This window comes from Hyunsoonleella sp. J2K-J805 (assembly GCF_057167125.1).
In genome coordinates this window covers 2600706-2624754 of the sequence record NZ_CM169901.1, presented here as the reverse complement: position 1 = coordinate 2624754, position 24049 = coordinate 2600706, and the positions used below count along the sequence as shown (strand labels likewise).

General features: G+C 35.8%; 16 protein-coding genes. 10 read left to right on the top strand and 6 right to left on the bottom strand.

The window, feature by feature from the left end; all coding sequences use genetic code 11:
- Nucleotides 1-57 precede the first annotated feature (57 nt).
- Nucleotides 58-2775: a DNA methyltransferase gene (locus AC1B0Z_RS11630; protein ID WP_483792217.1), complete on the top strand. Its 2718-nt coding sequence runs from the start codon at nt 58-60 to the stop codon at nt 2773-2775.
- 120 nt (nt 2776-2895) lie between these two features.
- On the opposite strand, the gene AC1B0Z_RS11625 is transcribed toward AC1B0Z_RS11630, so the two are convergent.
- The 4 genes from AC1B0Z_RS11625 to dusB all read right to left on the bottom strand — a co-directional run bounded on the left by AC1B0Z_RS11625 (nt 2896) and on the right by dusB (nt 6727).
- A complete protein-coding gene (locus AC1B0Z_RS11625) occupies nt 2896-3774 on the bottom strand; it encodes an Abi family protein (RefSeq protein WP_483792216.1) in 879 nt (292 codons plus the stop codon).
- 213 nt (nt 3775-3987) lie between these two features.
- Entirely contained in the window at nt 3988-5112 is a 1125-nt protein-coding gene (locus AC1B0Z_RS11620; RefSeq protein ID WP_483792215.1) for a C1 family peptidase, read from the bottom strand.
- A 187-nt stretch (nt 5113-5299) separates the two neighbouring features.
- Nucleotides 5300-5578, bottom strand: a complete 279-nt coding sequence (locus AC1B0Z_RS11615) for an Rdx family protein (protein WP_483792214.1) — start codon at nt 5576-5578, stop codon at nt 5300-5302.
- A 156-nt stretch (nt 5579-5734) separates the two neighbouring features.
- Nucleotides 5735-6727: a tRNA dihydrouridine synthase DusB gene (gene dusB, locus AC1B0Z_RS11610; RefSeq protein WP_483792213.1), complete on the bottom strand. Its 993-nt coding sequence runs from the start codon at nt 6725-6727 to the stop codon at nt 5735-5737.
- Nucleotides 6728-6811: 84 nt separating this feature from the next.
- On the opposite strand from dusB, the gene AC1B0Z_RS11605 reads away from it, so the two are divergent.
- The 3 genes from AC1B0Z_RS11605 to AC1B0Z_RS11595 all read left to right on the top strand — a co-directional run bounded on the left by AC1B0Z_RS11605 (nt 6812) and on the right by AC1B0Z_RS11595 (nt 9778).
- On the top strand, nt 6812-7345 hold the full coding sequence (locus AC1B0Z_RS11605; protein ID WP_483792212.1) for a hypothetical protein: 534 nt from the start codon (nt 6812-6814) through the stop codon (nt 7343-7345).
- An 11-nt stretch (nt 7346-7356) separates the two neighbouring features.
- The gene (locus AC1B0Z_RS11600) at nt 7357-8094 is read left to right on the top strand and encodes a prolipoprotein diacylglyceryl transferase (RefSeq protein WP_483792210.1); all 738 of its coding nucleotides are present in this window, start codon (nt 7357-7359) and stop codon (nt 8092-8094) included.
- A gap of 289 nt (nt 8095-8383) precedes the next feature.
- Nucleotides 8384-9778, top strand: a complete 1395-nt coding sequence (locus AC1B0Z_RS11595; protein ID WP_483792209.1) for a radical SAM protein — start codon at nt 8384-8386, stop codon at nt 9776-9778.
- 370 nt (nt 9779-10148) lie between these two features.
- Here AC1B0Z_RS11595 and AC1B0Z_RS11590 read toward each other — a convergent pair whose 3' ends face one another.
- A complete protein-coding gene (locus AC1B0Z_RS11590) occupies nt 10149-10550 on the bottom strand; it encodes a DUF4345 domain-containing protein (RefSeq protein WP_483792207.1) in 402 nt (133 codons plus the stop codon).
- 159 nt (nt 10551-10709) lie between these two features.
- Here AC1B0Z_RS11590 and lepA point away from each other — a divergent pair, with 159 nt between their 5' ends.
- From lepA to AC1B0Z_RS11560, 6 genes are all read left to right on the top strand, one after another.
- Entirely contained in the window at nt 10710-12506 is a 1797-nt protein-coding gene (gene lepA / locus AC1B0Z_RS11585; protein ID WP_483792206.1) for a translation elongation factor 4, read from the top strand.
- Nucleotides 12507-12992: 486 nt separating this feature from the next.
- Nucleotides 12993-14195 (top strand): glycogen synthase, encoded by a 1203-nt coding sequence (glgA, locus tag AC1B0Z_RS11580; RefSeq protein ID WP_483792204.1) that lies wholly within the window; start codon nt 12993-12995, stop codon nt 14193-14195.
- Nucleotides 14196-14219: 24 nt separating this feature from the next.
- A complete protein-coding gene (locus AC1B0Z_RS11575) occupies nt 14220-15485 on the top strand; it encodes a glucose-1-phosphate adenylyltransferase (protein ID WP_483792202.1) in 1266 nt (421 codons plus the stop codon).
- A gap of 38 nt (nt 15486-15523) precedes the next feature.
- Nucleotides 15524-17464 (top strand): alpha-1,4-glucan--maltose-1-phosphate maltosyltransferase, encoded by a 1941-nt coding sequence (locus tag AC1B0Z_RS11570; protein ID WP_483792201.1) that lies wholly within the window; start codon nt 15524-15526, stop codon nt 17462-17464.
- Between the two features lie 49 nt (nt 17465-17513).
- Complete coding sequence (gene glgB, locus AC1B0Z_RS11565; RefSeq protein ID WP_483792199.1) at nt 17514-19421, top strand: 1,4-alpha-glucan branching protein GlgB; 1908 nt, start codon at nt 17514-17516, stop codon at nt 19419-19421.
- A 279-nt stretch (nt 19422-19700) separates the two neighbouring features.
- Complete coding sequence (locus tag AC1B0Z_RS11560; protein ID WP_483792198.1) at nt 19701-22103, top strand: glycoside hydrolase family 31 protein; 2403 nt, start codon at nt 19701-19703, stop codon at nt 22101-22103.
- A gap of 55 nt (nt 22104-22158) precedes the next feature.
- On the opposite strand, the gene AC1B0Z_RS11555 is transcribed toward AC1B0Z_RS11560, so the two are convergent.
- Nucleotides 22159-24015, bottom strand: a complete 1857-nt coding sequence (locus tag AC1B0Z_RS11555; protein WP_483792197.1) for a cation:proton antiporter — start codon at nt 24013-24015, stop codon at nt 22159-22161.
- Nucleotides 24016-24049 lie beyond the last annotated feature (34 nt).

Genomic DNA, 24049 nt, shown 5'->3' with positions numbered 1-24049 from the left:
ATTCCGTTTTTATTTACTGTTGTAATCCCTTACATTTACGTAAAATCAAAAAACTACATGGCACTTAGCTGGAACGAAATTAAAGACAGGGCTTTAAAATTCTCAAACGAATGGGCAGACGAAAGTAGGGAACGTGCCGAAAAAGACACCTTTTGGAATGAGTTTTTCCACGTATTTGGCATTTCCAGAAGGCGCGTAGCTACTTTTGAAGAGCCCGTAAAAAAACTAAGTGGCAACCAAGGGTTTATAGATTTGTTCTGGAAAGGCACACTGCTGGTGGAACATAAATCTAAAAACAAAAATTTAGAAAAAGCCTACACACAAGCCACCGACTATTTTCCAGGTATTAAAGAGCATGAGTTACCAAAATACATTTTAGTATCAGACTTTGCCAAAATAAAACTTTACAATCTCGACGAAGGTACCGAACACGAATTTCCGGTAACCCAGCTTTACAAAAACGTAAAACTATTTGGCTTTATAGCAGGTTACCAAAAACGCACCTTTCAAGAAGAAGATCCTGTAAACATAAAAGCTGCCGAATTAATGGGCAAACTACACGACCAACTGGAAGCTTTTGGTTACCAAGGGCACCATCTAGAAGTATATTTGGTACGCTTACTGTTTATTTTATTTGCAGACGATACCAGTATTTTTGAACGCAACACCTTTAAAGAATTTGTAGAACTAAAAACCAACGAAGACGGCAGCGATTTAGGCGCACTTATGGCGCAGTTTTTTCAAGTGTTAAACACTCCACAAGATAAACGACTAAAAAATCTAGACGAACACCTCAACCAGTTTCCGTATGTAAATGGTAAGCTGTTTGAAGAAATGTTGCCCATAGCCTCCTTTAATTCTAGTATGCGTACTATTTTACTAGAAGCCTCAGCGCTAGATTGGGGCAAAATATCGCCCGCCATTTTTGGGTCGCTATTTCAAAGTGTAATGAATCCCGAAGAACGCCGCAATTTGGGCGCGCATTACACCAGCGAAAAAAATATTTTTAAGCTTATAAAACCACTGTTTTTAGATGACTTACGTGCCGAGTTTGAAAAAGTAAAAACAAACACCAATAAACTACGCGAGTTTCACCATAAGTTATCTACCCTAAAGTTTTTAGACCCAGCCTGTGGTAGCGGTAATTTTTTAATAATTACCTACCGCGAGTTACGCCTTTTAGAAATAGATGTTTTACGCCAATTGTTTAAAACCCAAATAGCCACAAATATTGAAAGTATTTTATGGCTAGATGTAGACCAGTTTTACGGCATCGAGTACGACGAGTTTGCCAGTAAAATAGCCGAAGTAGCCATGTGGCTAATAGACCACCAAATGAATATGCGCGTAAGCGAAGAATTTGGTGAATACTTTGCACGCCTACCGCTTAAAAAAGCAGCTAAAATTGTGCATGGTAATGCGTTGAGAATAGATTGGGAAGCCGTTGTTGCAAAAAAGGAACTGAGTTATATTATTGGGAATCCGCCGTTTATAGGGAAGAACTTTCAGTCCATAGAACAAAAGGAAGATATAATAAGTTTATATGATGCCAAAAATGTATCTGGTGCAGATTATGTAACATGTTGGTTTGTGAAAGCAGCAAAGTACATTCAAAACTCAAAAATTGAAGTCGCATTTGTTTCTACAAATTCTATAACCCAAGGAGAACAAGTTTCTATTTTATGGAATCAATTATTTAATGTTTCAAAAGTTAGAATAAATTTTGCGCATAGAACCTTTAAATGGACTAATGAAGCCAAAGGAAAAGCGGCTGTACATGTTGTTATCATTGGGTTTGCATTTTTTGATAGAAAAGAAAAATTAATTTATTCATATGAAGATATTAAAGGAGAGCCACAAGAGATAAAAGTCAAAAATATTAATCCTTACCTCGTTAATAGTTCTGATATTTATTTGGCGCCTATTAGGAACCCAATTTGCAATGTGCCATCTATGATTAATGGAAGTAAAGTTGTTGATGGAGGAAATTTAATATTAACAGATGAAGAAAAAATTGAATTGATTTTTAATAATCCATTAGCTGAAAAATATATTAAACCTTTTGTAGGGAGTCAGGAATATATAAATAATGATTGGCGTTGGTGCTTATGGTTGAAGGATATCAATCCAAATGATTTAAAAAAAATGCCATTGGTGTTAGAAAGAGTAAAAAGGGTTAAAGAGATGAGGTTGACAAGTAAAAAGTTAGCAACAAAAAAATGGGCAGATTTTCCAACTCTTTTTATTGAAGATAGGCAACCAGACACCGATTATCTTTTAATACCGAGAGTATCATCGGAAAATAGGGTCTATGTTCCAATTGGATATTTAAATAAAGATGTTATCATAAGCGATAGAGCTACGGCTTTACCTGATGCGTCTCCATATATTTTTGGTGTAGTAACAAGTTTAATGCATATGGCATGGATGCGTTATACATGTGGTAGGATGAAAAGTGATTACAATTATTCAAATTCCATAGTGTATAATAACTTCCCTTGGCCCAAAGACCCTAGCGCTAAAAACAAACAAAACGTAGAAGCCAAAGCGCAAAAAGTTTTAGATGTGCGTTTAGCGTTTCCAGAGAGCAGTCTTGCAGATTTGTACCACCCTTTAACCATGCCACCAAAACTGGTAAAAGCCCACCAAGCACTAGATAAGGCTGTAGATTTGTGTTACCGCCCACAAGCCTTTACCAACGAAACGTCTAGAATAGAATTTTTGTTTGAATTGTACAACCAATACACGGCACCCTTGCTAAATTTTAAGAAATAAAAAACCCAGAGCTTGTCTGGGTTTTTGTTTTTCAATTTTTTAAAGTGCAGCACCAATGCATAATGACTGGTTGGGCACTGTGGGTACAAATGTACGATATTTCTATAAAATAATCAAATACTATGCCTTTTCTTTAGTATAGCCTATCTTATTTTCAATAATATTTTGAATCACATCATTACCATGAAAACTGTTAAACAGGTTTGTAATTTCATCATAAATAATATCATGGCGGCTTTTAGAGATTTCTTTTAAAAAGTATAATATTACTTTAATAGATGAATCAAGACAATGACGATTATTATTATTGAACTTAAGTATTGGTGTTGTATAAATTTCCTTGGGTGTGTTAGAGTCGAATAACAAATCGCTGTGGGCGCAAATATTTCGAATAAACAATATCGTTAAAAGAAAATTTTCGAAAACGTTAATGCTCTTTATATTATATTGTTTTGCTATAGTTTCCTTTAAAGCTGTATTGTAAATGGATAAGTATAATGTAATTACGCTTCCAAAAGTTAAAAACTCTAGAGTTTTCCACGCTGGTGCGTAAATATCATTAGGGTATTTTTTATGGTGCTTTTTTATTGGTCTATTATCAGATTTAAACTTATTATTATAAAAACTAGGGAATTTATCTACGAAAGTTTTAGAAACTATTTTTTTATCAGCAAACCAAGTAGGGTTTTTATCATATTTGGTAGATGCATAATAGATTAGCTGAGTCTTAAAGTTTATTTCTATTCTATTTATAGCTTTGGTAAGTATATGTTTTAAATCTGTATCTAGATAATAAAGTTTAACTACATCTGAAAACTTTGTTCCTTTTTGAAGGTTATGATCATTATCTATTTCGAAAGGATTCCAATAGAATCCTAATCTATAATACCCAATATCTAACAATACTTCTTTTGCTTTGTCATCTCCCCAATCCATGAGCATACCGCGCTTTTTCAGCTTACATATTTGTTCTTCTACAGTTGTCGCTATTTTGCCCATTATAAAAAAATTAGACTGTAAAAATATCAAAATTTATGTAGAAAATATTGTACAAGCCTATAAAAAACAACACATAAGTAATGTAATGAGAATTACGCTAGCAGATACGTGCAAAAGCGATAGTAGTGGTTAGCTTTTGGCGAGGCGCGCATCGAGCCAAAACTAGTAACGGATAGCGCGGTGGCTTGCCATTTGCCCAAAAAAACAAAACTTCTATAACCCCAACTTATTTGCCAATTCTTTTCCCACAGCATCTTTATGCACCGTAATACTAATCGCCTTTAAACGCATATAGCTTTCACTAAAATACACATAGCCACCATTGGCATTTCTTGAGGCATCTGTACCCCAACTGTTTTTTACTTTGTAATATTTAGTACCATTTTGGTCTTTTAATAGCCCAGTAATGTGCATTAAATGGTCATCGGTTGTGGTAAAGTTTTCAAACTCGTCTTGTCTGTATTCTTGGGTAATTTGTTTTTCTGGATAAATGGCTTCTAGTGCTTTTTTATTATTTTCGGCAGACTCTGGAATTACGGCAACACCACTTTCGGATGAGAATGTCCGTTCGCTCACATCGCAATCTAGCTCAACGGTAAATCCGTTTTCAAGAGCGTTATCAATTGTTGCCATCATAGTATCAAGAGGTGCGTTGTAAAAACTTCCGTTACTCCAATTGTCTGGAATATTCAAAATAAACTTTGAATAAAATGGCGCATGGGTAAAGGATGTAATACTTACGTAATCTGATGGATTAATTTTTGTGATTTCTAAAAAGGACTTTGGTGTGTAACTCTTACCGTCATACTCAAAAGACTTAGGGTTTTTCCCTATGTAAACTGATAGTACCGCATCAATGGCTGGTTTCCATTTCTTGCTAAGTTTTTTACTAGGATTATCCACATAGGTTTCTACCATACTTCTTAAAATGGCCACTAATTCTGCATGGTTGTGATTGGTTTCACCCTCAAATAAGCCACTAAACGCTGTGTTTGGCACCAAACCATATTCCGCCACAGACTTTAATACATCGTGTGCTAAACCACCTTCGCTAAATTGGGCTTTTCCTTGTCGCATGACGAAGTTTTCAGCCTTTTTGGGATACGTATTACGTACGGTGTACATTTCTGATAAATCAATCTGTTTTCCGGTAAGTCTTATAATTTCGGATTCTAAAAACGAGGTACTCGAAAAACTCCAACACGTTCCTGTATTGCCTTGACTAATAACAGGTGTAGCTTCTAAATCAATTATTGTCTTAAATTGATATGGTTCTTGCGCAGTGATAATAGCAAACGAAAACAAAAATCCGAGACTGAAAAGTGCTTTTTTAAACATAGCAGATGTTTTTAAAATGTTGATTGCTAAGGTAAAAAAATGAGAAGAATTATAATAGAAACACCTCCCTTAATCCCTCCTTGTTAGGAGGGAAACTGTTATGCATGATTTTGTTTGAGTGTCTACTCTAAAAAGCTGTACTGTGCATATCGAAGTAAGCGGAGCCAAGAGTGGGTTAAAAGTAATTCTATTTTTTTCGGTCAATATGCCCTAAACTTTTATCAGGAGCAATAACATCTCTTACAAGCCTCTTCAATGTGGTGATTTCAGGAAAACCATTCATCTCCTTGCGCGACCAGATTTTTTCGTCGTTGGCATAAACTTCAAAAATACCTCCAGTACCGGGAACCAATGTCAATTCATCGATTTCATCAGCAAAAGTAGTTAAGAGTTCTTGGGACATCCAAGTGGCGCGCAACAACCAGCGGCATTGGGTGCAGTAGATGATTTTGATGTGATTTTTCATTTTTTACTTTGAAAATTATTTGACCTTTCAAATAGTTCTCGATACAATTCCGCTCAAGCGGAATCACTCGAACTGACGTGCCATTTTAGTGTTTTAGTTACAAAAAGCCTTTTACGTTTGAGTAGGAATTCCCCCTTCGGGGGTTAGGGGGCTAGTTTATATAAACTCATACCCCGCAAACTTCTCCAAAACCTCATCAAAAGCTGCAAACACATCTTCGGAATGGTCACTGGTTACCATCTTCATGCGGTATTCCTTAAAATGTGGAATCCCTTTAAAGTAATTCGTGTAATGGCGACGTGTTTCAAAAACACCTAAGGTTTCACCTTTCCAATCGATGGACATTTGCAAATGTCTGCGGGCTGCTTCCACACGTTCTTCCAAAGAAATTGGTGCCAAATGCTCTCCTGTTTCAAAAAAGTGTTTTACCTGTTTAAAAAACCACGGATTGCCAATACTTGCACGACCAATCATGGCACCATCCAATCCATAACTGTCACGCATTTCTGCTGCTTTTTCAGGCGTATCAACATCGCCATTTCCAAACACAGGAATGTGCATTCTTGGATTGTTTTTTACCGCTGCAATAGGTTTCCAATCGGCACTACCTTTATACATCTGCGCACGTGTACGTCCGTGGATTGCAATAGACTTTATACCCACATCTTGTAAACGTTCTGCTACCTCAACAATTTTTATGGAATCATGATCCCAACCCAAACGGGTTTTTACGGTAACTGGTAAGTTGGTACGTTTCACCATTTCCGCAGTGAGCTTTTCCATCAAACACACATCCTTTAAAATACCTGCACCTGCACCTTTACTCACCACTTTTTTAACAGGGCAACCAAAATTAATATCGATAATATCTGGTTTAGAACGCTCCACGATATCGATGGTTTGGAGCATGCTATCTAAATTGGCTCCAAAAATTTGGATTCCTACAGGTCTTTCCTTTTCGTAAATATCTAACTTCATAACGCTTTTAGCTGCGTTACGAATTAAGCCTTCGCTAGACACAAACTCGGTATACACAACATCGGCACCTTGCTCTTTACACAAGGCACGAAACGGTGGATCGCTCACGTCCTCCATAGGTGCTAAAAGCAATGGAAATTCACCTAATTCTATGTTGTCTATTTTTACCAATACTTTTTTTGTGCAAAAATAATAGTTTTATCGGTTTAAATAAGTATTCTCTTAAAACCTTATATTTACTTGAATTTTATGCTTATGAAAATAAAATCTATCGGACTGTTTTTGTGTTTTATTTTATTACAAAATTGTGATGTAATAGACGAACTTACCAAATTTGACATGGATTACACGACGGACTACACCGTAGAACCTGTAAAAATAGTTGGTTTACCCGTGAGCCTTTTTACACCAGATATAGAAAGTAATTCTGAAACAACTTTTGAAAACAACAATACCAATGCAGATTTAATAGAGAGTATTATCTTAAAATCACTCACCATAAACCTAAAAAGTCCAGAAATAGCAAATTTTAATTTTTTGGATAGTGTTAGAATTTCGATAAGCGCAGGAAATAATGATGAAGTTGAAATTGGTTATCTTTTAGATATTCCCGACAACAACTCAAAAACCTTGGAGCTTACAGTTACAAACGATGAGCTTGCAAGCTATTTAAAAGAAGACACATTTAAGTTACGTGTTACAGCGGTAGCAGATGAAACCACGACAGAGCCTTATGAGGTTGAATTTTTTGCCGTCTTCGCCGTTGATGCTAAAATTTTAGGTATTTAATTAGTTTATAATTGGCAATCCCTTTTGAGCCTGAGATATTTGGCTATAATATAAACATTCACTTGATTTTAGAATATCTCGCCTTCTTTTTGGCGTTTAGATATTATGTGTTGCTACGTCGGAAAAGCAAAGACCATATTTCGTCTAATAATCGCTTATCCATTATTCTTGGGGCTGCTTTGGGGGCTTTGATTGGCTCTCGTGTGGTGGGGATTTTAGAAAATCCTGTGTTTGAATGGTTGCAACAAGGTATTATTCAATTACTTAACACCAAAACCATTATGGGCGGGTTATTTGGTGGGCTTTTAGGTGTGGAACTCGCTAAAAAATATATTGGTGAAACCCAATCGTCAGGAGATTTGTTTGTGTTTCCTATTATTTTGGGGATTTTTATTGGGCGTATTGGCTGTTTTTTATCGGGCATCAATGAGTTTACTTATGGTAAGGAAACGGATTTTTTTATGGGAATGGATTTGGGTGATGGTCTATTACGTCACCCCACTTCTTTGTATGAATTGCTTTTTTTATTACTGCTCTTTTTTAGCTTGAAATGGCTCCAAAAACATCGTGAATTACCAAATGGCGACCTATTTAAATGGTTTATGATTCTTTACTTCGGATTTCGATTTTGTATTGAATTTTTAAAACCGAATGTGTCTTTTGTATTTGGGTTGAGCACGATTCAGATTTTATGTGTGGTTTGTTTACTTTACTACGGAACTACAATAGCTAAACTAATTAAAAATTGAATGTGGTATGATGTGATTGTACCTTGACTTTATCAGAAAAAAACGATAACTTCGTTTACCGTCGGATATAAGTCACCTGTACTGAGTTTATCGAAGTATTAAAACGACGCATATCCGTAAGCCAGTAAACGAACTCATCCAAAAAAAATATAAAACCCTCTTGAAACACTTAGATAGCAAACACACCCGCGTTAGGGATTGAACGGCATGTTTGAAATCCCCGACGCAGGAGGGATTGAGTAGTGAAAGCCCGACCCCTTGTGGGTAACGCCCAAAAAACTTACAAAAAATGCCAACAAGAAAATATACGTATTACGATTTTACGCTGAGCTTGTGCCCTGAGTGTTTACAGCGTGTGGATGCAAAAATTGTGTTTGAAAATGGGAAGGTGTATATGCTGAAGCGTTGTACGGAACACGGGAATTCTAAGGTGTTGATTGCGGACGATATTGAGTACTACAAGAGCATTAGAAACTACAATAAGCCGAGTGAAACGCCGTATACGTTTAACACGAAAACGCATTATGGGTGCCCCTATGATTGTGGGTTGTGTCCAGACCATGAGCAGCACTCCTGCCTTACGGTGGTTGAAGTGACGGACCGTTGTAATTTAACTTGCCCTACTTGTTATGCGGGGTCTTCTCCAACCTACGGGAGGCATCGTACTTTGGAGGAGGTTAAGGCGATGTTGGATACTATCGTGCGGAATGAAAAGGAGCCTGATGTGGTACAAATTTCGGGTGGGGAACCGACGATTCATCCTGATTTTTGGGCCATTATGGATTATGCAAAATCGTTGCCTATTCGGCATTTGATGCTAAACACCAATGGGATAAAAATTGCCAAGGATTTTGCCTTTGCTGAACGCCTAAAAACCTACGCGCCTGATTTTGAAATCTATTTGCAGTTTGATTCTTTTGAAAATACCGTATTGCAAGAATTACGTGGTGCGGATTTATGGGTGATTCGTGCGCAAGCTCTGGAAAATTTGAATAGGCTAAATTTATCGACAACCTTGGTGGTAACACTTCAAAAAGGGTTGAACGACCATGAAATTGGAAAAATTATTGACTTTGCGTTGCAACAAAAATGTGTGCGTGGGGTAACATTTCAGCCGACTCAAATTGCAGGGCGTTTGGATAATTTTAATCCTGAAACCGATAGAATGACGCTTACCGAAGTGCGCCGAAAGATTATGGAGCAAACCAATATTTTTACTTCGGACGATTTACTACCTGTGCCTTGTAATCCTGATGCTTTAGTAATGGGTTATGCTTTAAAATTAGATGGTGAGGTGTTTCCGTTAACGCGATATATTAACCCAAACGATTTACTGGATAATAGTAAAAATACGATTATTTACGAGCAAGATGAGCAACTGCATGGGAAAATGATTGAACTGTTTAGTACAGGAAACTCTGTAGAAGTTGCCGAGGAAAACCTAAAAAGCATTATGTGTTGTTTGCCAAATATTGAAGCGCCAAACTTAGGGTATGACAATTTATTTCGTATTATTATCATGCAATTTATTGATGCTTACAATTTTGATGTGCGCGCCATAAAAAAATCTTGTGTGCATATTGTGGATAAAGACAACAAGATTATTCCGTTTGAAACGATGAATTTGTTGTATCGGGATGATAAACGTAAGCGTTTAGAGGAATTAAGGAATAATAGTTTATGACAACTTTAATTGCTGCAGTATTGGATTATGCATTAACCATTTATTTAATGTTACTCTTTTTCATAGGTGTACCGCTGATACTTGCTATAATTTCTTTTATCTTAGGCCGAAGAAAACCGAAAACAGCAAAAATTTTATTCATTTGTGCTGTTGTGTACTCAATAATTAGCCTAGGCTATTGCGGCATTTTATCGTTATGACCCCTCTTTTAAGCCCAAATATGGATTTTACAGGTTTGTTCATTATCATTTTACTGATCATGTTCGGGCCATCAATTTTGTTGACTATTATTGGATTTAGCATCCGTGGGAAAAACAAAAAAGTAGCCAAAGTATTTTTTATTCTTGCTGTGGTTTACCTGATTATTAGTTTAGGTATTTGTGGTGCGATGATGGCTGGATTTTAAAACCCAAAGTCCGTAAAATCCTAATATTAATTCGCCGATGGTTCCGAAAACGTATGCAAAAGTGGGTGTGCCGTCAAGCGCTAAACTTACTAATCTCCCAAAGCCTAAACCCAGCATAAAAACCATGTTACTTACCAACGCTAGTTTTAGGTAATTCTTTTTAAAAAGGCCTAAAATCCAGAGGATGGAAAAGCCTAAATACAAGCCCATAATGGCTTTAAAGGCGTTAAATTCGTCAACCGTATTTAAATGAATATCAAATGTTGAACTTGGATTAAAGCCATATAAAAACGCAACTGGCACTACAATTAGAACCGAAATAATGAGGTGAATTTTGGTTAAAAAGTTTGTTTTATCAAGCTTCATTTAAAGTATCTGTTACTATTCAAAAATAGTGAATATGCTATTAGTAAAAATAAGACCTCACAGGTTTTACTCGTGCTGAGCTTGTCGAAGTAAAAACCTGTGAGGTCTGAGTAAAAAAACAGCTATATTTGCAACATCTTTTTAAGAAGAGTTTGATTTATGAAGAATATCAGGAATTTTTGCATTATTGCACATATTGATCACGGAAAAAGTACACTTGCTGACCGTTTATTAGACCACACTGGTTCGGTAACGGCTAGAGAAAAGCAAGATCAACTTTTGGACAATATGGATTTGGAACGTGAACGTGGTATTACCATAAAAAGTCACGCTATACAAATGGACTATGAATATGAAGGCGAAAAATATGTGCTAAACTTGATTGACACTCCTGGTCACGTCGATTTCTCTTATGAAGTATCGCGTTCTATCGCTGCTTGCGAAGGTGCGTTATTAATCGTTGATGCTGCTCAAAGCATACAAGCGCAAACCATTTCTAATTTATACCTGGCTTTGGAAAACGACTTGGAGATTATTCCTGTATTAAATAAAGTAGATTTGCCAAGTGCCAACCCTGAAGAGGTGACCGATGATATTGTGGATTTATTGGGTTGTGATCCCGAGGAAGTCATTCACGCCAGCGGAAAAACTGGTTTTGGGGTGGATAATATTTTAGCAGCCATAATTGAGCGTGTTCCTGCTCCTAAAGGTGACCCCAATGCACCGTTACAAGCCTTAATCTTCGATTCGGTTTACAATACGTTTAGAGGTATTGAAACCTATTTTAGAGTTTTTAACGGCGAAATTAAAAAAGGGCAACACATAAAATTTGTGGCAACAGATAAAGATTATTATGCAGACGAAATTGGTACACTTAAGCTAAACCAAGTTGCAAAACAAACTGTAAAAACAGGGGATGTTGGTTACCTAATCACAGGAATAAAAACCGCCAAAGAAGTTAAGGTTGGTGATACTATTACTGATTTTGCAAAACCTACAACCAATATTGTTGAAGGGTTTGAGGATGTAAAACCTATGGTTTTTGCGGGCATTTATCCTGTTGATACTGAAGATTATGAAGACTTACGTGCTTCAATGGAAAAACTACAACTTAATGATGCGTCTTTGGTGTTTCAACCAGAAAGTTCTGCCGCTTTAGGCTTTGGTTTCCGTTGTGGGTTTTTAGGTATGCTACACATGGAAATTATCCAAGAACGTTTAGAGCGTGAATTTGATATGACGGTTATTACTACGGTACCCAACGTGTCGTACCATGCCTATACCAATAAAGAGCCAGATGAAATTATCATTGTAAATAATCCCTCTGATTTACCTGAACCCTCTACCTTAAATCGTGTGGAAGAACCATATATAAAAGCAACCATAATCACAAAAGCCGATTTTGTGGGTAATGTGATGTCGTTATGTATTGAAAAACGGGGGCTTATTACCAATCAAACGTATTTAACAACTGAGCGCGTTGAGTTAATTTTTGAAATGCCTTTAGCAGAAATTGTTTTTGATTTTTACGATCGATTAAAAACGGTATCAAAAGGCTATGCCTCTTTTGATTATCACCCTATTGGTATGAAGCAATCAAAATTAGTGCGTTTAGATATTTTATTGAATGCGCAACCTGTTGATGCGCTTTCTGCCTTAATTCATGCTGAAAACGCGCAGACTATTGGTAAAAAAATGTGTGAGAAGTTAAAGGAACTCATACCTCGCCAACAGTTTGATATTCCAATACAGGCAGCCATTGGTGCAAAAATTATTTCTAGAGAAACGGTTAAAGCTCTTCGTAAAGATGTTACTGCCAAGTGTTATGGCGGTGATATTTCGCGTAAACGTAAACTTTTAGAAAAGCAGAAAAAAGGGAAGAAACGTATGCGACAAGTGGGTAATGTAGAAATCCCGCAACAGGCGTTTATGGCGGTATTGAAGTTGAATGATTAAGTATTGGGCTTAAACAGGAAAGTGCATTTTACAGAAATTTAAACTTCACAGTGCTATACTTTTATTTTATTCATTCATTTTGAATAAATTCCTAATATTCTTCAACAGTATCTGGCATTAGCATAAAATTTTTATCGATAATTTCTTGATAATCAAAAAACACCTGATTATTCATAAAAATAAATTCACTTACAAATTGTTAATAATTATTTTGTAAATTTAAATTTTTAAGATTTATTTGTGAGGTTCAACCAATCAAAACCCTTAAAAATACTGTGCTTACCAAACATCTCAATCTAACCTATGTTTTAAAATTGTTATTAACAATTTCGTAATTTTAAAGCAGTAAATTGCTTCATTTCAAATGATTACAACGTTCTAAAATAGATTTGGTAATTTTTAAAAGTAACATTAAAAAAACGGGGAATTGTGTGTTTAATTCTCTTTTTTTGATATGAATTTTACACAGAAATCGTAATATACTATATGAAAGCACTTTTTTACACTAGAGAATTTCCACCTTATGTTTACGGTGGTGCCGGAGTACATGTTGAATATTTAGCCGACGAACTATCAAAACTCATGGAATTAGATGTAAGGTGTTTTGGTGATCAAGATTCCAACGATGGCAATTTAAATGTAAAAGGATTCCCCTTTGAAGATGGCGTTTTTAAAGATGCTGATGATAAGTTAAAATCTGTTTTTAAAACATTAAGTACAGCGCTTCATATGAATGCTGATGCTGTTGATGCAGATGTGGTACACTGTCACACGTGGTATGCACATTTTGCAGGTATCGTTTCAAAACTTTGTTACGGTACACCTCTAGTTATAACAACGCACTCATTGGAGCCATTGCGCCCATGGAAACGAGAACAGTTGGGGCGTGGATACGATGCCTCTTCATGGGTAGAAAAAACAGCCATAGAAATGGCCGATGCGTTAATTGCTGTTTCAGAAGAAACAAAAGAAGATGTTATAAAACACTTTAATGTTGATGAAAATAAAGTTAAAGTAATTTATAATGGCATTAATTTACAGCAATATGTGCAAACAAACGAAAGTGCAACTTTAGATGCATACAGTGTAGACAAAACAAAACCTTATGTGCTTTTTGTGGGTAGAATTACTCGCCAAAAAGGTATTATTCACCTTGTAAACGCTATTAAGTATATAGATCCTGATACTCAAATTGTATTATGTGCTGGCGCTCCAGACACTAAGGAAATTGGTAAAGAAATGGAAGATGCTGTAAACGAAGTTAAAAAAACTCGTGATAATGTTATTTGGATTGACAAGATGGTAACCAAGGAAGAAATCATTCAGCTTTATTCTCATGCAGATGTATTTTGCTGTCCATCTATATACGAGCCCTTTGGTATTATTAATATAGAAGCCATGGCATGTAATACTGCTGTAGTTGCCAGTGCTGTTGGTGGTATAAAAGAGGTTGTAGTTGATGGTGAAACAGGTATTTTAATACCTTTAGAACAACAAACCGAAGCCCCTTTTGAACCTATTGACCCTGATAAATTCTCGCAAGATTTAGCAAACGGGATAAACAAAGTTATTGGTGATAAAACCTTAAGAGAAACTATGGCAATAAATGGCAGAAAACGTGTTGAAGATTATTTTGATTGGGTTGCCATTGCAAAACAAGTAGAAGCATTATATAAAACACTCGTTTAACAAAACTAACTAAAACTAAAAAATATGATTAACAATAAAGTTCTATCCATAGTATTGGGTGGCGGCCAAGGCTCAAGGCTATATCCGCTAACTGATCGACGTTCAAAACCAGCGGTATCCATTGCTGGAAAATACAGATTAGTTGATATCCCTATTTCAAACTGTCTTAATGCAGATATTAAACGTATTTTTGTTTTAACTCAGTTTAACTCAGCTGGTTTAAATAGGCACATAAAAAACACCTATCATTTTAGTTTTTTTAGTAGTGCTTTTGTAGATGTGTTAGCCGCAGAACAAACTCCAGAAAGCAAAACTTGGTTTCAAGGAACCGCAGATGCAGTAAGACAAAGTATGCATCATTTTTTACAACATGATTTTGAATATGCTTTAATATTATCTGGAGATCAATTGTATCAAATGGATTACGATAAAATGATTGATGCTCATGTAAAAAGTGGTGCAGAAATTTCCATTGCTACTATTCCTGTAAATGCCAAAGACGCTACAGGGTTTGGAATTTTAAAATCTGATGGTGAAAGTATTATCACCTCATTTATTGAAAAACCAGATGCTAGTTTATTACCAGATTGGACGTCAGAGGTTAGTGACGAGATGAAAGCGCAAGGGCGTAACTATTTAGCCTCAATGGGTATTTATGTATTTAACAGAGATTTGTTGGTGGAGTTAATGAAAAACCCTGATACGAATGATTTTGGTAAAGAAATTATCCCTCAGGCCATAGATTCTCATAAAACGTTAAGCTATCAATATGAGGGCTATTGGACAGATATAGGAACTATTGATTCTTTTTTTGAAGCCAATTTAGGCCTTACTGATGATATTCCTAAATTCGATTTATACAATAGGGAAAAACGTATCTATACGCACGCTAGAATGTTGCCAACCACAAAAATTGCAGGTACTGTTTTAGATAAAGCTGTAGTCTCCGAGGGATGTATTATAGCAGCAGCAAAAATTGAAAGATCAGTAATTGGTATTCGCTCTAGAATAGGTAAAGAATCTACGGTAATAAACACCTACATGATGGGCGCAGACTATTATGAGTCTTTAGAGGATATGGAAAATAAAAAAATAGAAAACCTTATGGGTATTGGTGAGCGGTGTTTTATTAAAAACTGCATCCTAGATAAAAACTGTCGTATTGGCGATGATGTTAGGATAAAAGGCGGGCCGCACCTAGAAGACTTTGAAACAGACACTTATTGTGTACGAGACGGTATTGTGGTAATAAAAAATGGAGCCACAATTCCTAAAGGCACTATCATCTAAAAAAAACTAACCTTTTTATTTTTCTATATCATTAAAAAATGCAAGACCAAAGAAGAGTTGTAATTGATTATGTATCACCAAGTGTAAATTGTGGTGAGTTCTATATCAAACGAGTTGTTAATGAAATTGTAAATATAAGAGCCTTTGTTTTGGCCGATGGTCATGATGTGTTAGGCGCATCAGTACACTATAAGCATCAAAATGAAAAAAAATGGCGAGAGACTAGAATGTCTCTAGATTTTAACAACGAATGGCAAGCTGCATTTACTGTTGACAAACAAGAGTTTTATAGTTATAAAGTTGAAGCTTGGATAGATTATGCATTAAACTGGCAACATGGTACCAAAAGAAAAATTGAAGACGGACAATATGTACGCTCAGAACTTTTAGAAGGTGCAGAATATATAAAGCAAATCCTAAAAAAAGTAACTTCTAAAGAAGATAAGGTTTATTTAAAACATCTTGAAACTATTTTTAAAGATGAAGATGCTTATGGAGAGGCTTTAAACGAAGCTATTTCTGATAAATTGCATGATATTTTCTATAACAACCCAATAAAGTTTTTAGAAAACACCTCTAAGGAATATCAAGTTTATGTGGATCGAAAAAAAGCAAGATTTAGCACTTGGTATGAGTTCTTTCCGCGCTCAGCATCAGAAAAAGAAGGGGTTCACGGTACTTTTAAAGATTGTGAACGATTACTTCCTAGAATTAAAAATATGGGGTTTGATGTGGTATACCTACCTCCTATACACCCTATAGGCGAAGTAAATCGTAAAGGCAAGAATAATACCACCGAAGCCAAGGAAGGCGATGTGGGTTCAACCTGGGGTGTTGGGTCAAAACACGGTGGACACAAAGCTATTCATCCGCAATTAGGAAATTTAGATGATTTTAAGGCTTTGATTCAAAAAGCTAAAGAACAGGATTTAGAAATTGCAATGGATTATGCATTACAAGCTGCACCCGATCATCCATGGGTAAAAGAACACCCATCATGGTTTAAATGGCGTCCAGATGGTACAGTGCAATATGCTGAAAACCCACCAAAGAAGTATCAGGACATTTTACCCATTTATTGGGAAAGTGAAGATTACAAAGCACTTTGGGATGAGTGTTTAGATATTTTATTACATTGGATTGACTGTGGTATAGAAATCTTCAGGGTAGACAATCCACACACCAAACCCTTTTATTTTTGGAATTGGATCATCACTAAAGTAAAAGAAAAACACCCTAACGTTATCTTTTTAGCAGAAGCATTTACGGCTCCAAAAGTAATGCAACAATTAGCAAAACAAGGGTATACACAGTCTTACACCTATTTTACTTGGCGTAATAGCAAGCATGAACTCATTGAGTATGTTGAAGAATTAACAAAAACAGAATTAAAAGAATACATGCAACCTAATTTCTGGCCAAATACACCAGATATCAATCCATTTCCATTGCAAGGCACAGGAGAATCCAAACACATACAACGTTATGTTTTGGCTGCAACATTAAGCTCTTCTATTGGTATTTACGGACCTGTTTTTGAGTATATGCTGTCAGATTCTCTACTAGGAAAAGAAGAATATTTGAATTCTGAAAAATTCCAAATCACACATTACGATTGGAATGTTCAAAATAAACTCATCACCGTTATTGGAAAAATAAACTATATAAGGCATTTTAATGAAGCTTTGCAACAAACCAACAACATAAAATTCTGTTATGTTGAAAACGACAATTTAATGGCGTTTTACAAATGGAACGAAGCCAAAACTAATCACATCTTTGTGGTGATTAGTTTAGATGCACACAACTCGCAACAAGGCAGCATACAAATGCCGCTTCATGAACTAGGTGTTCACGCTGGCCATAATCTAGAAATGCACGATTTAATTACCGATAATAGATACAACTGGCATAATGAGTGGAATTTTGTTGAACTTCATCCAACGTTACCGTTTCATATATTTCAAATTAATAAATAGCGTAAAAAGAAACACCTATAAAAATATTATAAACAACTAACAACAAACTATGGCACACGTTAAACCGTACAGTTTATTTACAGAATTCGATATTAACCTATTTAAAGCCGGAAAACACTTTAGACTTTATGAAAAATTTGGGTCTCATTTGGTTACCGTTGACGGTATAGAAGGCGTATATTTTGCTGTTTGGGCACCTAGTGCAAAACAGGTGTCTGTAATTGGAGATTTTAATTATTGGATGGAAGGCGAACATCAGCTTAACGTGCGTTGGGACGCCAGTGGAATATGGGAAGGCTTTATTCCGTTAGTAGAAAAAGGAGCTATCTACAAGTATAAAATCCAAAGCCATCATAATGATATAAAAACAGAAAAGGCTGATCCTTACGCAAGACGTTGTGAGCACCCACCAAAAACGGCCTCTATTGTATGGGATGACACTTATAAATGGAAAGACAATAAGTGGATGAAAAAGCGCAAAAAGAACAATGCTATTGACGCCCCTTATTCTGTTTATGAAGTGCATTTAGGGTCTTGGAAAAAAAACATAGAAGAAAACAGGTTTATGTCTTACCATGAGTTGGCTGATGACTTAGTTAACTATGTAAAAGAAATGAATTTTACCCATGTAGAACTTATGCCAATTATGGAGTTCCCTTACGATCCTTCTTGGGGCTATCAAATTACAGGTTACTTTGCGCCTACTTCGCGTTATGGATACCCTGAAGAGTTTAAATATTTAGTAGATAAACTCCATCAAAATGATATTGGTATTATTTTAGACTGGGTACCTTCACACTTTCCAGAAGATGCGCATGGACTCGGGTTTTTTGATGGCTCAAATCTTTATGAACATCCAGACAGACGAAAAGGCTATCATCAAGATTGGAAAAGTTTAATTTTTAATTATGAGCGAAACGAAGTCCGTTCATTCTTAATCAGTAATGCTATTTTCTGGTTAGACCAATATCATGCAGACGGGTTGCGTGTAGATGCAGTGGCCTCAATGTTATTCTTAGATTATTCAAGAGAAGATGGCGAATGGGAACCAAATATTTATGGAGGAAGAGAAAATCTTGCTGTTATTGATTTCTTAAAGCAATTAAACGAAGAGGTTTATGCCTCTTTCCCTGATGTGCAAACTATTGCAGAGGAGTCTACAGCATTCCCTATGGTTTCAAAACCAACGTTTATGGGCGGTTTAGGTTTTGGTATGAAGTGGATGATGGGCTGGATGCATGATACATTAGAATACTTTAAAAAAGATCCTGTTTACAGAAAATACCACCACAACGAAATCACCTTCAGTTTAGCTTATGCTTTTACCGAGAATTTTATGCTACCGCTATCGCACGATGAAGTGGTTTATGGTAAAAATTCCATTTTAGGAAGAATGCCAGGTGACGAATGGCAACGTTTTGCTAATTTAAGGTTACTTTATGGTTACATGTTCACACACCCTGGTACAAAACTACTTTTTATGGGTAGCGAGTTTGGGCATTATAACGAGTGGGATTTTCAAGGTAGCTTAGACTGGAATTTGCTGGACTTTAAGCCCCACCAAGACATGCAAAACTATTTTAAACACCTCAACAAACTATACAAAGAAACCCCAGCGCTTTATGAAAAAGGATTTAGTCATGAAGGATTTGAGTGGATCAGTTACGACGACCATGAAAACTGTGTGATTTCATATATAAGAAAAGGCTATAAAGAAGAGGATAATGTTGTTGTGGTATGCAACTTAACACCTTCGGTTAGAAAAAGCTACAAGATAGGTGTACCGTTTAAGGGGAAATTAGAAGAGGTTTTTAATAGTGATGCCAAAGCGTTTGGAGGAAGTGGTATTACCAATAAAAAATTAACAATCATTAAAAAAGAATCTTGGAACGGTAAGGACTATTCAGCAACCATAACGTTGCCTCCATTGGCGGTTACGGTTTTTAACTTTAAATAATTTACAATTAGCATATCTAAAATGCGCGATAATAAATTATCGCGCATTTTTTTAAATCATCTCTTTTTCCACATTTTCAACTAATAATTGAAGGTTATCGAATTATTATTTGGATAAAAACCAAAAAAACTGCTGATTTACAGAATCTTACAAACTTGGTAATTTAATCCGTCTATTATTAAATTTTGTCTAATTAATTAACCATTTTTTTGATAAAAAGAAACTATGCTTGCATTTAAAATTTAGTAATTTCGTTGATTAATTTTAATACCACTTTTAATGATATTAAATACTGAATTAGAATACAAAGGAAATTTATTTCCATCCAAAATAATAAAATACGAAAAGAACCTTAACGTACTCTCTTTTACCGCTGAAAACGGTGTTGTTCTTGAGGTTACGGTTCGTAGGGATAGTATATTGCGCTTTAGGTTCACAACTACTGGTATATTTGAAAATGATTTTTCTTATGCCATTACCAAATACGCAAGTAGAGGTTACAACCATCTTGAAGTTACTGAAGACGAGGATAATTACATCATTACTACTGCAAAATTAATTTGTAAAATTTCGAAAACAGATCTTAGAGCTTCTATTTTTGATGCCTTAGACAATACCTTAATTTGTGAGGACGAGCTTGGGTTCCATTGGGAAGAAAGTTATGAGTTTGGTGGAGATGTTGTAAAAATGTCTAAAACTTCCCAACCGGGAGAAAGTTTTTACGGTTTAGGTGATAAACCTGTTGATAATAACCTAAAAGGAAAACGTTTTGAAAACTGGGTAACCGATTCTTATGCTTATGGTAGGGAAACAGACCCTATTTATAAAGCCATTCCGTTTTATACTGCTTTACACCACAAAAAAGCTTATGGTATCTTTTTTGACAATACGTTCCGTTCCTTTTTTGATTTTTGCCACGAGCGCAGAAACATTACCAGCTTTTGGGCTCATGGTGGGGAAATGAACTATTATTTCATTTATGGTCCTGAAATGTCTGAAGTAGTAGCAAACTACACGGATTTAACAGGTAAGCCACACGAAATGCCTGCGCTTTGGACGCTTGGATATCACCAATGTAAATGGAGTTATTATCCAGAATCTAACGTAAAGGAAATAACCGCTAAGTTTAGGGAACTACAAATTCCTTGTGATGCCATTTATTTGGATATCGATTATATGGAAGGCTTTAGGTGCTTTACATGGAGTAAGGAGTATTTTCCTGATCCTAAACGCATGGTTAAGGAACTGGCAGATGACGGCTTTAAAACTATAGTTATTATAGACCCAGGAATTAAAATAGACATGGATTATTCTGTGTTTAAAGAAGGTTTAGAAAAAGAATATTTCTGTAAACGTGCTGATGGGCCGTATATGAAAGGTAAGGTTTGGCCCGGGGAATGTTACTTTCCAGATTTTACAAGACCTGAAGTAAGAGATTGGTGGTCTGACCTTTTTAAAGAACTTGTAGAAGATATAGGCGTAAAAGGTGTTTGGAACGATATGAACGAACCTGCTGTAATGGATGTGCCAGGGAAAACCTTCCCTAACGATGTAAGACATGACTATGATGGTAACCCATGTAGCCATAGAAAAGCACATAACGTTTATGGCATGCAAATGGCTAGAGCCACTTACCAAGGTTTAAAAAAATTCTCATATCCTAAGCGTCCTTTCGTCATTACAAGAGCCGCTTATTCGGGAACACAACGTTACACCTCTAGTTGGACAGGGGATAATATAGCCACTTGGGATCACCTAAATATTGCAAACCTGCAAGCGCAACGTATGGCCATGTCTGGCTTTTCTTTTGTAGGTTCTGATATTGGAGGATTTGCTGAACAGCCTAATGGGGAATTGTATGCGAGATGGATTCAATTGGGTATTTTTCATCCATTTTGTAGAACACACTCCTCTGGAGATCATGGTGACCAAGAGCCTTGGGCTTTTGATGACACTATCACTGATGTGGTTAGAAAGTTTATAGAAATAAGATATCAATTACTACCATATTTATATACAGCATTTTGGAGGTATGTTGAAGAAGGTATTCCTATCCTAAAGTCTTTGGTACTTTATGATCAAGAAGATCAGCAAACGCACTATAGAAATGATGAATTTATCTTTGGTGAAAAGATTTTGGTATGTCCTGTTAACGGGCCAAACCAAAAAGGTAGACGTATGTATGTGCCAAAAGGGAAATGGTATAATTTCTGGACTGACGAAGCAATTACTGGTGGGCAAGAATTATGGGTAGATGCTGATTTAGACAGTATGCCAATTTTTGTAAAAGAAGGCGCTATCATACCAAAATATCCTATTCAGCAATATGTAGGTGAGAAAGTTATTGATGAGCTTCTACTTGATGTATATTATACAGAAGGTAAGGAAGAATCAATGGTGTTCGAAGATGCTGGTGATGGATACGATTACATAAAAGGTAGATATAGCCTTAGAACATTTAAGTTATTAGGAAAAAAGAAGGAACTGATTATCCAGCAACATAAAACAGGTAAGTTCACTACTACATACAAGACCTTTAAATTAAACTTACATGGTTTGCCTTTCAAAATCAAAAAAGTTCAGGTGGATAATGTAGATATACCACTAAAAGATTTAAAAATTAATGGTGACAATACGTTAACCCTTAAAAAGGAGTTTACAGAGTTGCATATTGTTGGGTAAATAACCGATATTAGAAACAAAAAAGCCTCTGTACGAGGCTTTTTTTATTTTAAAATTATCTGTTTTTAGTTTTTTTATTCACTATTTCACTATCAATAGATTTACCCAAATACACAAACTTATATCCATCTTCAACTTTCTCAATGGCTTTATTGTGTGAAGAAATAACTTCAAGCACGCCCTTTTTATCTTTAACCAAAAGTGGTATCATGTCTTCTTGTGCTTTTGTAAGCTCAATAAGCTCTTCATAATGCTCCCTACTATTAATATCGGTTTCGTGTATTTCAGGAAATTTTCGAGATACCTCAGTTAATGAGCTAAAATCATCCGTTGGAGAAAATAAAGCTTCTTTTGGTATGCTTTCTGGGTCATCAATTTCATCAGAGGTAATCAATCTAAAATAACCACTCTCTCCAAACTGATCTCTAAAACGGTTTATCGCATAATTATTTACGTCTTTACTTCCTGTAAGTGCCATTAAAAACCCTACATCATTAAGCTCTATGTTATTGTTCAATTCTTCAGAATAAATATCGGTGTTAATCGCATCCAAACCTTGTTCTTGGGCAATTTGTATATTAGTTTGATTACTATCTATAAGCACAACGTGTCTACCGTTGTTTTCCAAATACTCACCAATTAATCGGGCAAAAGGAGACGCCCCAACTATTAAAATACCTTCTGATCGTTTTAAAAACACGCCAACCACTTTTGCAAAAAGTCGAGCTGTAGTTGCATTTAGCAACACGGTACCTAAAACTATCATAAACACTAAAGGTGTAATGTACTCAGCTCCTTCAACCCCTTGTTTTATAAGCTTGCTTCCAAAAAGCGAAGCGATTCCTGCTGCAACGATACCACGAGGACCCACCCAACTTATAAATAGTTTTTCATTAAACTTTAGTTTAGAGCCCAGAGTACTTGCAAAAACTGCTAATGGTCGCACCAAAAACACCACTAAGCCAAACAAAATAGCGGTTTTCCATGTGTAAAGCAATCGCATATCTTCTATATTGATGTTAGCCGCTAAAAGAATAAATAAAATTGAAATTAAAAGTACACTCAACGACTCCTTAAAATATAAAAGCTCCTTAATACTTTCTAATTTGCCGTTACCAAGAACCATTCCCATAACTACAACCGCTAATAACCCAGATTCGTGCGCAAAAATCTCAGATTCCACAAACACTAAAAGAACAGCAGACAAAGACACTACATTTAATAAATAGTGCGGAATCAATTTCTTGTTAACCGCAAATGCCAACGCATGGGCAAACGTAAAACCAAAGGTAGTACCAAATAATAGAATCTTACCAAACTCCACTAACGCTGTTTTTGTAAAACCACTATCGCCTCCCACGCTAATAAACTCAAATACCAATACGGCTACTAAAGCTCCAATGGGGTCTATTAAAATACCCTCCCACTTTAAAACTGTGGAAATATCTTTTTTTAACGGAATGTTCCTTAAAATTGGGGTAATTACCGTAGGGCCCGTAACTATTATTAAACCTGAAAATAAAAGTGATAATTCCCAGCTCAAATTAAAAATAAAGTGTGCCAAAGCTCCTGCACCAAAAAACGTTATTGCAGAACCGAGTGTAATCAGTTTTGTAATTACAGGACCTACATTTCGTATTTCCGATCGTTTAAGTGTAAGCCCGCCTTCAAAAAGAATAATACTTATAGCAAGTGAGACAAAATAATACAATCCCTCTCCTGGGAATAGGCCTTTTTCACCATTCCATATAGGTTCTATCCATTTTGTACCGTCTTCACTTAAAAACTCAGAGGCTATAGGGCCTACCAATAATCCTATTAAAATCAGTGGAAGTATAGCAGGAATCTTCAGTTTCCACGCCACCCATTGTGCCAAAATACCAAGAATAATAATGCCCGCAAGCTCTAACATAATCTGTTTTAAAATTGAAAAACACTAATATAAA